Origin of the sequence: Streptomyces sp. NPDC092370, from assembly GCF_044755265.1 — a bacterium.
GTDB lineage: Bacteria > Actinomycetota > Actinomycetes > Streptomycetales > Streptomycetaceae > Streptomyces.
This window is the reverse complement of the sequence record NZ_JBIVQO010000002.1, coordinates 560,970-575,106: the sequence shown is the minus strand read 5'-3', so window position 1 is coordinate 575,106 and position 14,137 is coordinate 560,970. Positions and strand designations below refer to the sequence as shown.

Here is a 14,137-nt window from a genome sequence, read left to right as displayed (position 1 = left end):
AACCATCCCGGATTTCGAAAGGCAGACCTGATCACCGTGACGGCGATTCCCAGTTTCACCGGCGACGCGAACCCCTACGGAGGCGGTGACCCGTACGCGGACTACCGCACCGCCGACTTCCCCTTCACCCAGTACGCCGACCTCGCCGACCGGCGCCTCGGGGCCGGTGTCATCGCCGCCAACGACGAGTTCTTCGCCCAGCGCGAGAACCTCCTGGTGCCCGGGCCCGCCGAGTTCGACCCCGAGCGCTTCGGGCACAAGGGCAAGATCATGGACGGCTGGGAGACGCGCCGCCGCCGGGGCGCCTCCGCCGACCACCCCTGGCCCGCGGCCGAGGACCACGACTGGGCGCTGGTGCGCCTCGGCGCCCCGGGCGTCATCCGCGGGATCGTCGTCGACACCGCCCACTTCCGCGGCAACCACCCGCAGGCCGTCTCCGTCGAGGGCACCCGCGTGGCGGGCTCCCCCTCGCCGGAGGAGCTCCTCGGGGACGACGTGAAGTGGACGACCCTCGTCCCGCGCACCCCGGTCGGCGGCCACGCGGCGAACGGTTTCGCCGTCGACGTCGAGCAGTGCTTCACCCACCTGCGGGTCAACCAGCACCCCGACGGCGGCATCGCCCGCCTGCGCGTCCACGGCGAGGTCGTCCCGGACCCCGCCTGGCTGGAGGCGCTCGGCACCTTCGACGTCGTCGCCCTGGAGAACGGCGGCCGGGCCGAGGACGCCTCCGACCTCTTCTACTCGCCCGCCTCCAACACCATCCAGCCGGGCCGCTCCCACAAGATGGACGACGGCTGGGAGACCCGCCGCCGCCGCGACCGGGGCCACGACTGGATCCGCTACCGGCTGGCCGCACAGGCACAGATCCGCGCCCTGGAGATCGACACCGCCTACCTCAAGGGCAACAGCGCCGGCTGGGCCTCGGTGTCCGTCAAGGACGGCGAGGACGGCGACTGGCAGGAGATCCTGCCCCGCACCCGCCTCCAGCCCGACACCAACCACCGCTTCGTCCTGCCGGCCCCGGCCGTCGGCACGCAGGCGCGCGTCGACATCTTCCCGGACGGCGGCATCTCACGCCTGCGCCTGTTCGGCTCCCTGACCCGGGAGGGGGCCGGCCGGCTGGCGGTCCGCCACCAGGAGCTGGGTGGCTGACCTTCCCCCCGGACCGTGGGGCGCCCCTGCCCGGACAGCGGCGGTGCGCCCCACGACTCTCACGCCGCGTGACCGCCGTCCACCGAGCACTCGGCACCGGTCACATACGTCGCCCCCGCCAGATACGCGACCATCGAGGCCACCTCGTCCGCCGTCCCGAACCGGCCGAGCGCCGTCATCGCCGCCTGACCGGCCGCGTACGGCCCGTCGGCCGGATTCATGTCCGTGTCGATCGGGCCGGGAAGGACGAGGTTCGCCGTGATCCCGCGCCCGCCCAGCTCCCGGGCCAGCGCCTTCGTCAGCCCGGCCAGGGCCGCCTTGCTCATCGCGTAGAGCGTCCCGCCGGGCCCCGGCACCCGCTGGGCCATGCAACTGCCGATCGTGATGATCCGTCCGCCGTCGGGCATCCGCGCGGCGGCCGCCTGAGAAGCCAGGAAGACACCCCGTACGTTGATGTGGAGGACCCGGTCCACCTCGGCGAGCGACAGGGTCTCCAGCGGCCCGAGCACCCCCACCCCCGCGTTGTTCACCAGGATGTCGAGCCCGCCCAGCGCCTCGGCCGCCGCGTCCACCACCTCGGCCGCCTCGGCGGCGTCGGCCGCGTCCGCGCGCAGCGCCACCGCCCGGCGTCCCAGCGCCTGCGCCTCCCGGACGACGTCCTCGGCCGCCTCCTTGCCGTTCACATAGGCGACGGCCACGTCCGCGCCCTCCCGGGCCAGGCGCACCGCCGTCGCCGCGCCGATCCCACGGCTCCCGCCGGTCACCAGAGCCACCTTGCCGTGCAGAGTTCCTTGAGAAGTCATGGGTCCATCCCAGCGGCGGCACGGCTGCGCCGCTGGCGGCGAACGGACGTCGAGGTCCGGGAGCACCCAGTGGACGCCCCCGTCCGGAGCACATCCGGAACCGGTCCCAGTTCAAGACGGCGAACCTGACCGTGGAACCCCGTCCGGGCGGAACCGTCGGGCGGCCACGGGCAGCCCTCGCGGGCGCGGGTTCCGCCGGCGGCACGGACGGGCCGCCGCCCCAGGCCAGGGGCACGACGATGCGGGCCGGCCGGCGCGCCCCGGCAGGCGAGTCGCCGGCGAGGGCACGGTCGGCTTCGCGGAGCCGGACGCCTTGGTGGCCGCGGAGTCCACCGGCCCCGGGCATCGCCGGTCAGGGCGGCCGTGCCGGTCAGGGCGGCCGTGCCGGCCGCTGCGGCGGTGAGGGGCATCCGGCACCGTGGGCGCGCGTACGGCCCAGCGATGAGTTGCGGGTGCCGGTGGGGTCTGAACCGATGACAGCGGATCCCGTCCGACCCGGAAGGAAGGCACCCGCCATGGGCAAGCTCGTCTCCACCCTCTTCGTCACCCTCGACGGCGTCTACCAGGCCCCCGGCGGGCCGCAGGAGGACTCCCGCGGCGGTTTCACCCACGGCGGCTGGAGTTTCCCCTACGCCGACGAGGACTTCGGCCGCTTCATCGGTGAGGTCTTCGCCCGCCCGGGTGCCTTCCTGCTCGGCCGCCGCACCTACGACATCTTCGCCACCTACTGGCCCAAGGTGACCGACCCCACGGACCCGGTCGCCTCCCGGCTCAACTCGCTGCCGAAGTACGTGCCTTCCTCGACCCTGACGGACCCCGGCTGGGCGGGCACCACGGTGCTCTCCGGTGACCTGGCCGAGGAGGTCACCGCAGTGAAGGAGCGCACCGACGGGGAGGTCCAGGTGCACGGCAGCGGCGCCCTCCTGCGGTCCCTGCTGGCGCTCGACCTGGTCGACACCCTGCACCTGCTGACCTTCCCGGTCGTGCTCGGCTCCGGGTTCCGGCTGTTCCCCGAGGGTGCCGTACCCACCGCGTTCGAGCATGCCGGAGGGAGCGTCACCGGCGCGGGCGTGTCGATCCAGACCTACGACCTGAAGGGCCGCCCGGAGTACGGCGAGTTCGGGCTGCCGGAGGACGTGTGAGGGCGCCGCGGGGCGGGTGAACTTCCCGCGACCGCACGGGGCTTCACAGGAAATCCTCCGGCTTGTCATTGACATGCCAGTGTCTACGCGCGTCATCATGAACGTCATGAATGTCCCCCCACGCGCCTCACGGCTCGGCGCAGCAGCCGTCCTCCTGTCCGCTCTCCTCGTCGGCGGAACCGTCTCCGCGACCACGGCCGACGCGGCCCCCACCGCCGTCGGCCACATCTGTCACAGCGATCTGCCGTCCCAGGCCCACGACACGCTCGACCTGATCGAGCGGGGCGGTCCCTACCCGTTCGAGCAGGACGGCACCGTCTTCCAGAACCGGGAAGGCATCCTGCCCGGCCAGTCGTCCGGCTACTACCACGAGTACACGGTCATCACCCCGGGCTCCTCCACCCGCGGCGCGCGGCGCATCGTCACCGGTGAGGAGAACCGGGAGGACTACTACACGGCCGACCACTACGAGTCGTTCGACCGGGTCGACTACGGCTGCTGAACCCTGCCGGAGCCAGGGCCGGAGGTCCGTAGCGCCGCTCAGACGGACTTCCGGCTCCCGGCCGCCGCGAACAGGGCGACGCCCAGCACGAGCAGCGCGACGCTCGCGTAGATCTCGTAGCCGTCCAGGAACCCCAGCCGCTGCACCAGGCCCCAGTTCCAGTCGGTGAACTCGTGCACCAGGCCCGCCACGCCCTGCACCAGGGCGAGCAAACCGAGAATCTCCAGTACCTGCTTCATGCCACGAGCCTCGCCCCGCGGACCCCCCACGCACGTCGGCCGCGGGGCGAGGACACGGGAACGGAAGTACCCGCTCCGGCGCCGCCGCGGCATCGAAAGTCTGCGGCGTGCCGACTTTGGTAGACGAACCCGCCCCGGGACGGGTGGAACGGGCCGCCGCTGCGTAGATTTGCCGCTCGTGAGTGCTGACGACGTGGGGCACGCTTCCCCGGTACCGGTGGGAGAGACACCCGCGCTGTTCACCGGGCGCAGATGGTTCTTCCCGTCGGCCCTCCTGCACCAACTCGACCCCGACGCCACACGGGCCGGGCGGCGGCCCCGGCGCACCGCCCGCGACTGGATCGTCGACTTCTCCTGCTTCCTGCTGGCCGTGCTGGTGGGCGCGCTGGCCCTGGACGCCCTCGTCCGCAACCCTCACGTGCCGCCCGGACTGGCCGCCGTCGACCAGGCGGTCGGCGCACTCGCCTGCGCGGCGGTCTGGCTGCGGCGCCGCTGGCCACTCGGTCTGGCCCTGGCGATGACCCTCATAGGCTTCGCCTCGGAGACCGCGGGCGGCGCGGGCCTCATCGCCCTGTTCACCCTCGCCGTGCACCGCCCCTTCCGGTACGTGGCCTGGGTGGGCGGCACCAACGTGGCGTTGGTGCCCCTCTACTACTGGGTGCGCCCCGACGCGGACCTCCCCTACCTGGTGAGCGTGCCCTTCGCCGTGGTGCTCACCGTGGCGATCGTCGGCTGGGGCATGTTCGTACGGGCCAAACGGCAGCTCATGGTGAGCCTCCGGGACCGCGCCCGGCGCGCCGAGACGGAGGCACGGCTGCGGGCCGAGCAGGCGCAGCGGCTCGCCCGAGAGGCCATCGCGCGGGAGATGCACGACGTGCTCGCGCACCGGCTGACGCTGCTGAGCGTGCACGCGGGCGCCCTGGAGTTCCGGCCCGACGCGCCCCCGGCGCAGACGGCGCGGGCGGCGGGCGTGATCCGGGAGAGCGCGCACGAGGCACTTCAGGACCTGCGGGAGATCATCGGCGTGCTGCGGGCGGGCGAGCCCGATGACACGGGACGGCCGCAGCCCACGCTCGCGGCGCTGGACACGCTGGTCGCCGAGTCCCGCGAGGCCGGCATGAAGGTCTCCCTCGACCAGCGGGTCGAGGATCCCGCCACCGTGCCGTCCTCCGTCGGCCGCACCGCCTACCGGATCGTCCAGGAGGGCCTGACCAACGCGCGCAAGCACGCCCCCGGCACGGAGGTCACCGTGACCGTCACCGGCGCGCCCGGCGCCCACCTCACCGTCCGCGTGCACAATCCGCCGCCCGAGGGTGAGGTGGCGCCCGTCCCCGGCTCCGGGCAAGGCCTCATCGGCCTGACGGAACGGGCGACCCTGGCGGGCGGCCGGCTGGAGCACGGACCCACGCCCGAGGGCGGGTTCGAGGTGCGGGCGTGGCTGCCGTGCGGGTGAGCACCTGCCGCCCGGCCGTCAACTCCATCGGTGCACAAGGGTGTTGGCGCGGACCATCACCCCGTCCGGGCCCGCCGCCCGGTCCGGCCGTGATTACGTAAGGCCCATGACTGCGATCAGACTGCTCCTCGTCGACGACGACCCGCTGGTGCGGGCCGGGCTGTCCTTCATGATGGGCGGCGCCGACGACATCGAGATCGTCGGCGAGGCCGCCGACGGCGCCGAGGTGGAGGCCCTCGTCGACCGCACCCGGCCGGACGTCGTCCTCATGGACATCCGGATGCCGACGGTCGACGGTCTCACCGCCACGGAGCGGCTGCGCGCCCGCCGGGACGCCCCGCAGGTGGTGGTGCTCACCACCTTCCACGCCGACGAGCAGGTACTGCGCGCGCTGCGCGTGGGCGCCGCCGGGTTCGTCCTCAAGGACACGCCGCCGGCCGAGATCCTCGCCGCGGTGCGCCGGGTCGCGGCCGGCGACCCGGTCCTGTCGCCCACGGTCACCCGGCAGCTGATGCGGCACGCAGTCGGTACCGCCGGCGACACGCGCCGCGCCCGCGCGCGCGACCGCATGGCCGTCCTCAACGACCGCGAGCGGGAGGTCGCCGTCGCGGTCGGCCGGGGCCTGGCCAACGCCGAGATCGCCACCGGTCTCTTCATGAGTGTCGCCACCGTGAAGACGCACGTCTCGCGCATCCTGGCCAAGCTCGACCTCAACAACCGCGTGCAGATAGCGCTGCTCGCCTACGACGCGGGATTCCTGGAGGGGGAACGGGAAGAGCACTGACCGCCGGCGCCCGCCGTCGGGCGAACGCGGGTCAGGCCCCACCGGCGATCTCCGCGAGGTGCACCGGCCTGCGCTCCCGCCGCGACAGCTCGCACGCCTCGGCGATCCGCAGCGCCTGCAGCGCCTCACGCCCGTCGCAGGGGTTGGCCCGCTCACCCCGGACGACCTCGACGAACGCGTTCAGTTCCGCCTCGTAGGCGGGGCCGAACCGCTCCAGGAAGCCCGTCCACGGCTTGTCCGCGGCAGGCGGCCCGGTCGGCTCGGTGGACGCGATCGGCGTACGGTCGTCCAGGCCCACCACGATCTGGTCGCGTTCCCCGGCGAGCTCCATGCGCACGTCGTAGCCGGCCCCGTTCATCCGGGTCGCGGTCAGGGTGGCGAGGGTGCCGTCGTCGAGGGTGAGCAGCGCGGCCGCGGTGTCGACGTCGCCCGCCTCGCGGAACATCCGGGGCCCGGCGTCGGACCCGGCGGCGTAGACGTCCGCCACCTCCCGGCCGGTCACCCAGCGCAGCACGTCGAAGTCGTGGATCAGCGTGTCCCGGTACAGCCCGCCGGACAGCGGCAGCCATGCGGCGTCCGGTGGCGCCTGGTCGCTGGTGAGGGCCCGCACGGTGTGCAGACGCCCCAGCCGGCCGGAGCGCACGGCCTCGCGGGCACCTGTGTAGCCCGCGTCGAAGCGACGCTGGAAGCCCATCTGGAGAGCCGTGCCGGCCGCCTCGACCTCGGCGATCGCGGTCAGGGTCCCCGGCAGATCCAGCGCGATGGGCTTCTCGCAGAAGACCGGCAGACCCGAGCGTGCTGCCCGACCGATCAGTTCGGCGTGGGCCGACGTCGCCGTCGTGATCACCACGGCGTCGACCCCCCAGCGGAAGATCTCCTCCACGCCGGGCGCCGCCGTCTCGCCCAGCCGGTGCGCCAGCTCCTGGGCCCTGCCGGGGTCCGCGTCCGTGAGGATCAGGGAGCCGACGTCACGATGCCGACTGAGCGTGTTCGCGTGGATGGTGCCGATGCGGCCCGTACCGATGACGCCGATGCGCATGAGAACAAAGTGCGTGCACAGCCCGCCGCTGTCAATCTGTATGTCCGGACAATCTGACTTCACGACTTCCCGTCAACAACGCACGGAGCTACGCTCGGCCCGTGCCGAAACCAGAAGTGGACCCGACCGTGCAGCTCGAGCTGAGCGTGGACCGCAGCTCTCCCGTGCCGTTGTACTTCCAGCTGTCCCAGCAGCTGGAGGCCGCGATCGAGCACGGCACGCTGACCCCCGGAAGCCTGCTGGGCAACGAGATCGAACTCGCCGCCCGGCTCGGCCTGTCCCGGCCGACCGTCCGCCAGGCCATCCAGTCGCTCGTCGACAAGGGCCTCCTCGTACGCCGCCGCGGCGTCGGCACCCAGGTCGTGCACAGCCAGGTCAAACGCCCCCTCGAGCTCAGCAGCCTCTACGACGACCTGGAAGCGGCGGGCCAGCGCCCGGCCACCAGGGTCCTGGTCAACGAACTCGTCCCCGCCTCGGCCGAGATCGCGGCCGCACTCGGAGTCGCCGAGGGCAGTGACGTCCACCGCGTCGAGCGCCTGCGCCTCGCCCACGGCGAGCCCATGGCCCACCTCTGCAACTTCCTGCCCTCCGGCCTGATCGGCCTCGACACCGAGCAGCTGGAGACGACGGGCCTCTACCGCCTGATGCGGGCGGCGGGCATCACCCTGCACAGCGCCCGCCAGTCCATCGGCGCCCGGGCGGCGACGACGGAGGAGGCGGAGCGGCTGGCCGAGGAGACGGGCGCGCCGCTGCTGACGATGCAACGCGTCACATTCGACGACACGGGCCGCGTGGTCGAGTACGGCACGCACACCTACCGTCCGACACGCTATTCGTTCGAGTTCCAGTTGCTCGTGCGTACGTGAGGAGCGCGCTCTGCGCCGATGCGCGGCTCCGCCGCGCGGGCGCCACGAGCCCCCGCGCACCCGCACCCCGCGACGATCCGCGCCACCCCTGTGCTCCGCACCCTGCCTCCCAGTGAGGCAGAATCGGCGGCGATGAGCACCTACCGCGACTTCACCGCCCCCATCGGCTCCCGCCGGGCCACCGTGCTCCGCACCGTCGGCACCCGGGAGCGCCGCTCCCACCTGACGGCACCCCGCGTGCCCACGGTCGGCATCGACATCGGCGGCACGAAGGTGATGGCGGGCGTCGTCGACGCCGACGGCAACATCCTGGAGATGCTCCGCACGGAGACCCCGGACAAGTCGAAGAGCCCCAAGGTCGTCGAGGACACCATCGCGGAGCTGGTCCTGGACCTCTCCGACCGGCACGACGTGCACGCCGTCGGCATCGGCGCGGCCGGATGGGTGGACGCCGACCGCAACCGGGTGCTGTTCGCCCCGCACCTGTCCTGGCGCAACGAACCGCTCCGCGACCGCCTCTCGGGTCGGCTCTCCGTTCCTGTCCTCGTGGACAACGACGCCAACACCGCCGCCTGGGCCGAGTGGCGCTTCGGCGCCGGCCGCGGCGAGGACCACCTGGTCATGATCACCCTGGGCACCGGCATCGGCGGCGCGATCCTGGAGGACGGCCAGGTCAAGCGCGGCAAGTACGGCGTCGCCGGGGAGTTCGGCCATATGCAGGTCGTGCCCGGTGGCCACCGCTGTCCCTGCGGCAACCGCGGCTGCTGGGAGCAGTACAGCTCCGGAAACGCCCTGGTCCGCGAGGCCCGTGAGCTGGCCGCCGCCGATTCGCCCGTCGCGTACGGGATCATCGAGCACGTCAAGGGCAGCATCGGCGACATCACCGGCCCGATGATCACCGAACTGGCCCGCGACGGCGACGCCATGTGCATCGAGCTGCTCCAGGACATCGGCCAGTGGCTCGGCGTCGGCATCGCCAACCTCGCCGCCGCCCTCGACCCGTCCTGCTTCGTGATCGGCGGCGGTGTCTCGGCCGCCGACGACCTGCTGATCGGCCCGGCCCGGGACGCCTTCAAGCGGCACCTCACCGGCCGCGGCTACCGCCCCGAGGCGCGCATCGTCCGGGCCCAGCTCGGTCCCGAGGCCGGCATGGTCGGCGCCGCCGACCTCGCCCGGCTGGTCGCCCGCCGCTTCCGCCGCGCCAAGCGCCGCCGCGTGGAGCGGTACGAGCGCTACGAGCGGTACACACAGTCGCTCCGCAGTACCCAGGAGACGCCGTGACCGCCTCCCTGCCCCACCAGGGACCCTGGTCCGACGAGCAGGACCGCCCGGTCGAGGACCGCCGCCACAGGAACCGCCGCAGGGCCCTGACCCTGCTGATCATCGTGCTGCTCATCGGCATTCCGGCCGGCTACCTCGTGATCTCCGCGAACCAGAGCCGCGACAGCGGCAAGGACAAAGAGGCGAAGTACTCGGCGACCGGCCTGACCGAGGGCTGGCCCTCCAAGCTCCAGCGCCGGATCTATCAGGTGCCCGTCCCGCACCCCGCCTGGCACGTGGCGTACTACGAGACCAACAACTGGAAGACCAGCCGCCTGTACACCCAGTTCGAGACCAACGCGGCCGGCCTGGACGCCTATCTGACCGGCCTGGGCGTGACCCGGAAGGACCTGAAGCAGGGCGCCATCACCATCGGCGCCCGCGACCGGAAGGTCACCGGCTGGAAGTTCGCCACGACCGACTCGTGGTTCGGCTTCGTCCACCGGCAGAAGAACCCGGCCCCCACCCACGACGTGGTCGTGGACCTGTCCAATCCGGCGTACCCCTGGGTGTACGTCGTGTCCCGGACCGTGCCCTGAGCCCGCCGGAGCCGATTGTCAGACCCCGCCCGTAGAGTCGAAGACAACTGATCCGGCAGGCGGGGCGGGAGGTGGCAGGACGTATGGGAGAGACGGCGACGACCGATCGGACGGCGGAACCGACGGGCCCCGTCCGGCTCCCGGCCGTCTTCCTGCCCGCGCCCCTCCCGCGCGACGGGCGCATCGCATTCTGGGACCCCGAGGGCGAGCCCCTTCCGGCCGAGCCCCCGTCCGCCGAGGGCACCGAGCTGACCGTCGTACGCCGGCACGGCACCGCCGGAGTCCGGCGCCGCACCACCCCGGCCCTGTCCCTTCCGCTGGACGCGGCCCTGCCGCTCCTCGTCCGCGCCCGGCACGACCCGGCGGCCCACCCCGCCACGGCCTGCTGGGGCGCGGCGGCCCTGCACGCCCTCAGGCTGACCGCGCGCGGCCGGCTGCTGCCCGGCCTGACCGCCACGGGCCACGACGCCTGGCGCGCCGGCCCTCTCGACCCGGACGACATCGCGCACCTGCGCGCGGTCGCCGCGGCCCTGCCCCAGGAAGGCCACGCCGTCCCGCTGCCCGGCCCCGGCCCGCTCCGGCTGCCCGAACCGGAAGCGCTGGTGCGCGCCTTCCTGGACGCGGTCGCCGACACCCTGCCCCGCACCCCGGCCGCGCCCCACACCTCGGGCCGGCCCTTCGCAGCTCGCGAGGCCCAGCACCTGCCGACCGCCCACGACTGGGCCGCCGAGGTCGCCGCCGGCATGGACGCCGGCGTGCGGATCTCGCTCCGCCTGGACCTGTCCGCCTACGACCTCTTCGACGGCGCCTCCGACGGCGGCGCCCGCAGCGCCGGCGCGGCGATCGTCCAGGTGCACAGCCTCGCCGACCCCACCCTCGTGGCCGACGCCGCGGCCCTGTGGGCGGGCGCGGCCGCCGACGCCTTCGGACCCCGCGCGCGCGTGGACGCGGCCCTCGCCGTCCGCCGGGCGGCCCGCATCTGGCCCCCGCTCGACCGGCTCGCCGACCAGGACGTGCCCGACGTTCTGGCCCTGACCGAGGACGAGCTGAGCGATCTGCTCGGCGTCGCGGCGACCCGGCTCGCCGCGGCCGGGGTCGCCGTGCACTGGCCGCGGGACCTCGCGCAGGACCTGTCCGCCGCGGCGGTGGTCCGTCCGGCCCCCGGCTCGGCGACCGACGGCACCGGCTTCTTCGAGAGCGAGGACCTCCTCCAGTTCCGCTGGCAGCTGGCCCTCGGCGGCGACCCGCTCACCGACACCGAGATGGACGCCCTCGCCGAGGCCCACCGCCCGGTCGTGCGGCTGCGCGACCAGTGGGTGCTCGTCGACCCGGCGCTCGTCCGCAAGGCCCGCAAACGGGACCTGGGCCTGCTCGACCCGGTCGACGCGCTGTCCGTCGCCCTCACCGGCACCGCCGACGTGGACGGCGAGACGGTCGAGGCCGTATCGGTCGGTGCCCTGGCCGCCCTGCGCGACCGCCTGACCGCGGGCATCCGCCCGGCCGAGCCGCCCCCGGAGCTGCGGGCCACCCTCCGGGACTACCAGCTCCGCGGCCTGGCGTGGCTCGACCTGATGACCTCCCTCGGGCTCGGCGGCTGCCTCGCCGACGACATGGGTCTCGGCAAGACCGTCACCCTCATCGCCCTGCACCTGAAGCGGGCCCGCCGCGAACCGACCCTCGTCGTCTGCCCGGCCTCCCTGCTCGGCAACTGGCAGCGGGAGATCACCCGCTTCGCCCCCGGAGTCCCGGTCCGCCGCTTCCACGGCCCCGACCGCAGCCTCGACGGACTGGACGGCGGTTTCGTCCTCACCACCTACGGCACCATGCGCTCGACGGCCCCCGCCCTGGCCGAGCGCGCCTGGGGCATGGTCGTCGCCGACGAGGCGCAGCACGTGAAGAACCCCTACTCGGCCACCGCCAAGGCGCTGCGCACCATACCGGCCCCCGCGCGCGTGGCCCTGACCGGCACACCCGTCGAGAACAACCTCTCGGAGCTGTGGGCCCTGCTCGACTGGACCACCCCCGGCCTCCTCGGCCCGCTCAAGTCCTTCCGCGCCCGGCACGCGCGGGCCGTGGAGAACGGCGAGGACGAGGAAGCGGTGGAGCGCCTGGCCCGCCTGGTCCGGCCGTTCCTACTGCGCCGCAAGAAGTCGGATCCGGGCATCGTGCCCGAGCTGCCGCCCAAGACGGAGACCGACCATCCGGTGCCGCTCACCCGCGAACAGGCCGCGTTGTACGAGGCGGTGGTCCGGGAGTCGATGCTCGCCATCGAAACGGCCGAGGGCATGCCCCGCCGGGGCCTGGTGCTGAAGCTCCTCACGTCGCTGAAGCAGATCTGCAACCACCCGGCGCTGTTCCTCAAGGAGGAGCACACCACGGCCGCGGGCGACCGGCTCGCCGTTCGCTCCGGCAAACTCGCCCTGCTGGACGAGCTGCTGGACACGCTGCTGGCCGAGGACGGGTCCGCCCTCGTCTTCACCCAGTATGTCGGGATGGCCCGCCTGATCACCACCCACCTGGCCACCCGCGCGGTCCCGGTCGACCTCCTCCACGGCGGCACGCCGGTTCCCGAGCGCGAGCGCATGGTGGACCGTTTCCAGGCCGGTTCGACACCGGTCCTCGTGCTGTCGCTCAAGGCGGCCGGCACCGGCCTGAACCTCACCCGCGCGGGCCACGTCGTGCACTTCGACCGCTGGTGGAACCCGGCCGTCGAGGAACAGGCCACCGACCGCGCCTACCGCATCGGCCAGACGCAGCCGGTACAGGTGCACCGCCTCATCACCGAGGGCACCATCGAGGACCGCATCGCCGAGATGCTCCAGTCCAAGCGGGCCCTGGCCGACGCGATCCTCGGCTCCGGCGAGTCCTCCCTCACGGAACTGACGGACCGGGAGCTGTCCGACCTGGTGTCCCTGCGGAGGTCGTCATGACGCCGAGCCCGGCCGACGAGGCCCGCCGCGCGCTGCGCGAGGCCCGGGAGCGGGCGGCCAGGGAAACCGGCCCGGCACCGGCTGCCCGGCCGGGCCCGCCCACGACCGCGGGCGCCGCCGACCAGGGACCCCCCGGACCGGCGGACGTGGCACGCGAGGCGCTCCGCAGGGCGGTGTCCGTCCGGGACGACGCCACTGACGATGTCCCCGATGTCGCCGGTCGGGAGGACGGCTGCGACGCCGAGGCCACCAGCGCCCGCGAAGCCGACCAGGGCCCCGAACCCACCAGTGCCCCTGCGATCGCCGGTGCCTGCGAGATCGCCGATGGGCCGCAGAGCACCGGTGCCTCCGAGATCGCCGATGACCCCGAGACCGCCGGTGTCTCCGAGATCGCTGGTGATCCCGAGACCGCCGGTGCCTCCGAGATCGCCGATGCCCCTGAGACCGCCGGTGCGCGGGAGGCCACGGGTGCGCCTCACGACGCCGACGTGCCCGACGACACCGCGGCCCCCGTGACGCCGGAGCCCCAGGCATCCGGCAACTCTCGGACCAACCCGGCGGGGGCCGCTCCCGCCGATGCCGTCCCCGCGCGGCCTTCCGCCCGGGCGGCGGGAGCCGCGCCACGCGCCGCGGACGTCGCCCGTGAGGCGCTGCGCGCGGCGCGGGACGACGCGCGACGAGCCCGCGAGGAGACCGAGCGGGAAGGCGCCCGCCGCAGGCGCCGGGCCCGGAGCAGCGCCGTGGACGACAGAGTGGCGGCCGTGCGGCGGGCGGGCGCGGGCGCCCCGGCCGTGCGCGACGTCCGGCAGTTGCTGTCCGACGCGTTCCGGATGCCCCATCCGCCGGACGCGCCCACCGACGACCATGAGCCAGCCACCGGGCACGGGAGCGGCCCGGCTCGCATCACCGACCCGCCGCACCGCTCCGCCGACCGAAGCCCGGAGAGGCCACACAGCGGATACGGCCGGGAGGAGCCGTACGGCGGTAACGACCCGGCCACACCCACTCCTGAGAGGCACCACAGCGAGTACGACCCGGCCGCACCCCGACCTTCGGCGCCCGACAGCGAGTGCGACCCGGCCGCACCCGGCCCTGTGACGCCCGACCGGGTCGCAAGCCCGGGGACCGGTGCCGAGTTCTCGGCCGCCGTGACAGGGGCCGGCACCTCGGCATCGCCGCGCCCGGCCCCCGCCGGACCCGCGCAGAGCCCTGTGACGCCCGACCGGGTCGCAAGCCCGGGGACCGGTGCCGAGTCTTCGGCCGCCGTGACGGGGGCCGGCACCTCGGCATCGCCGCGCCCGGCCCCCGCCGGACCCGCGCAGAGCCCTGTGACGCCCGACCGGGTCGCAAGCCCGGGGACCGGTGCCG

12 protein-coding genes and 1 pseudogene are annotated in these 14,137 nt (G+C 73.9%); 10 read left to right on the top strand and 3 right to left on the bottom strand.

Annotated features, from left to right (window positions below; genetic code table 11):
- The first annotated feature begins 36 nt into the window (after window positions 1-36).
- On the top strand, window positions 37-1,152 hold the full coding sequence (gene alc, locus ACIQHQ_RS09195; protein WP_402611119.1) for an allantoicase: 1,116 nt from the start codon (window positions 37-39) through the stop codon (window positions 1,150-1,152).
- A gap of 59 nt (window positions 1,153-1,211) precedes the next feature.
- Here the strand turns inward: alc and ACIQHQ_RS09190 are convergent, their stop codons facing one another.
- On the bottom strand, window positions 1,212-1,955 hold the full coding sequence (locus ACIQHQ_RS09190) for an SDR family oxidoreductase (protein WP_402611118.1): 744 nt from the start codon (window positions 1,953-1,955) through the stop codon (window positions 1,212-1,214).
- Window positions 1,956-2,470: 515 nt separating this feature from the next.
- Between ACIQHQ_RS09190 and ACIQHQ_RS09185 the strand changes: the two genes are divergently transcribed.
- Both ACIQHQ_RS09185 and ACIQHQ_RS09180 read left to right on the top strand, forming a co-directional pair.
- Window positions 2,471-3,097, top strand: coding sequence for a dihydrofolate reductase family protein (locus ACIQHQ_RS09185; RefSeq protein ID WP_402611117.1), 627 nt, complete (start codon window positions 2,471-2,473; stop codon window positions 3,095-3,097).
- A gap of 106 nt (window positions 3,098-3,203) precedes the next feature.
- Window positions 3,204-3,599: a ribonuclease domain-containing protein gene (locus ACIQHQ_RS09180; RefSeq protein ID WP_402611116.1), complete on the top strand. Its 396-nt coding sequence runs from the start codon at window positions 3,204-3,206 to the stop codon at window positions 3,597-3,599.
- 38 nt (window positions 3,600-3,637) lie between these two features.
- Here the strand turns inward: ACIQHQ_RS09180 and ACIQHQ_RS09175 are convergent, their stop codons facing one another.
- A complete protein-coding gene (locus ACIQHQ_RS09175; RefSeq protein WP_402611115.1) occupies window positions 3,638-3,838 on the bottom strand; it encodes a hypothetical protein in 201 nt (66 codons plus the stop codon).
- Between the two features lie 235 nt (window positions 3,839-4,073).
- On the opposite strand from ACIQHQ_RS09175, the gene ACIQHQ_RS09170 reads away from it, so the two are divergent.
- Entirely contained in the window at window positions 4,074-5,291 is a 1,218-nt protein-coding gene (locus ACIQHQ_RS09170; RefSeq protein ID WP_402611623.1) for a sensor histidine kinase, read from the top strand.
- A gap of 106 nt (window positions 5,292-5,397) precedes the next feature.
- On the top strand, window positions 5,398-6,075 hold the full coding sequence (locus ACIQHQ_RS09165) for a response regulator (RefSeq protein ID WP_402611113.1): 678 nt from the start codon (window positions 5,398-5,400) through the stop codon (window positions 6,073-6,075).
- A gap of 31 nt (window positions 6,076-6,106) precedes the next feature.
- On the opposite strand, the gene ACIQHQ_RS09160 is transcribed toward ACIQHQ_RS09165, so the two are convergent.
- Window positions 6,107-7,114, bottom strand: coding sequence for a Gfo/Idh/MocA family oxidoreductase (locus tag ACIQHQ_RS09160; RefSeq protein WP_402611112.1), 1,008 nt, complete (start codon window positions 7,112-7,114; stop codon window positions 6,107-6,109).
- A 128-nt stretch (window positions 7,115-7,242) separates the two neighbouring features.
- Here ACIQHQ_RS09160 and ACIQHQ_RS09155 point away from each other — a divergent pair, with 128 nt between their 5' ends.
- The 5 genes and pseudogenes from ACIQHQ_RS09155 to ACIQHQ_RS09135 form a co-directional block, all read left to right on the top strand.
- Entirely contained in the window at window positions 7,243-7,980 is a 738-nt protein-coding gene (locus ACIQHQ_RS09155; RefSeq protein WP_402611622.1) for a GntR family transcriptional regulator, read from the top strand.
- Between the two features lie 132 nt (window positions 7,981-8,112).
- Window positions 8,113-9,261 carry an ROK family glucokinase gene (locus tag ACIQHQ_RS09150; protein ID WP_031106526.1) on the top strand — a complete coding sequence of 383 codons (1,149 nt, stop codon included), beginning with the start codon at window positions 8,113-8,115 and terminating at the stop codon, window positions 9,259-9,261.
- A complete protein-coding gene (locus tag ACIQHQ_RS09145; protein ID WP_402611111.1) occupies window positions 9,258-9,839 on the top strand; it encodes a sugar kinase in 582 nt (193 codons plus the stop codon). The genes ACIQHQ_RS09150 and ACIQHQ_RS09145 overlap by 4 nt, the downstream gene beginning before the upstream one ends.
- Before the next feature lie 83 nt (window positions 9,840-9,922).
- Window positions 9,923-12,769 carry an SNF2-related protein gene (locus ACIQHQ_RS09140; RefSeq protein ID WP_402611110.1) on the top strand — a complete coding sequence of 949 codons (2,847 nt, stop codon included), beginning with the start codon at window positions 9,923-9,925 and terminating at the stop codon, window positions 12,767-12,769.
- Window positions 12,766-14,137 (top strand): annotated as a pseudogene (locus ACIQHQ_RS09135) (hypothetical protein); the annotation flags it as partial. The gene ACIQHQ_RS09140 and the pseudogene ACIQHQ_RS09135, both read left to right, overlap by 4 nt.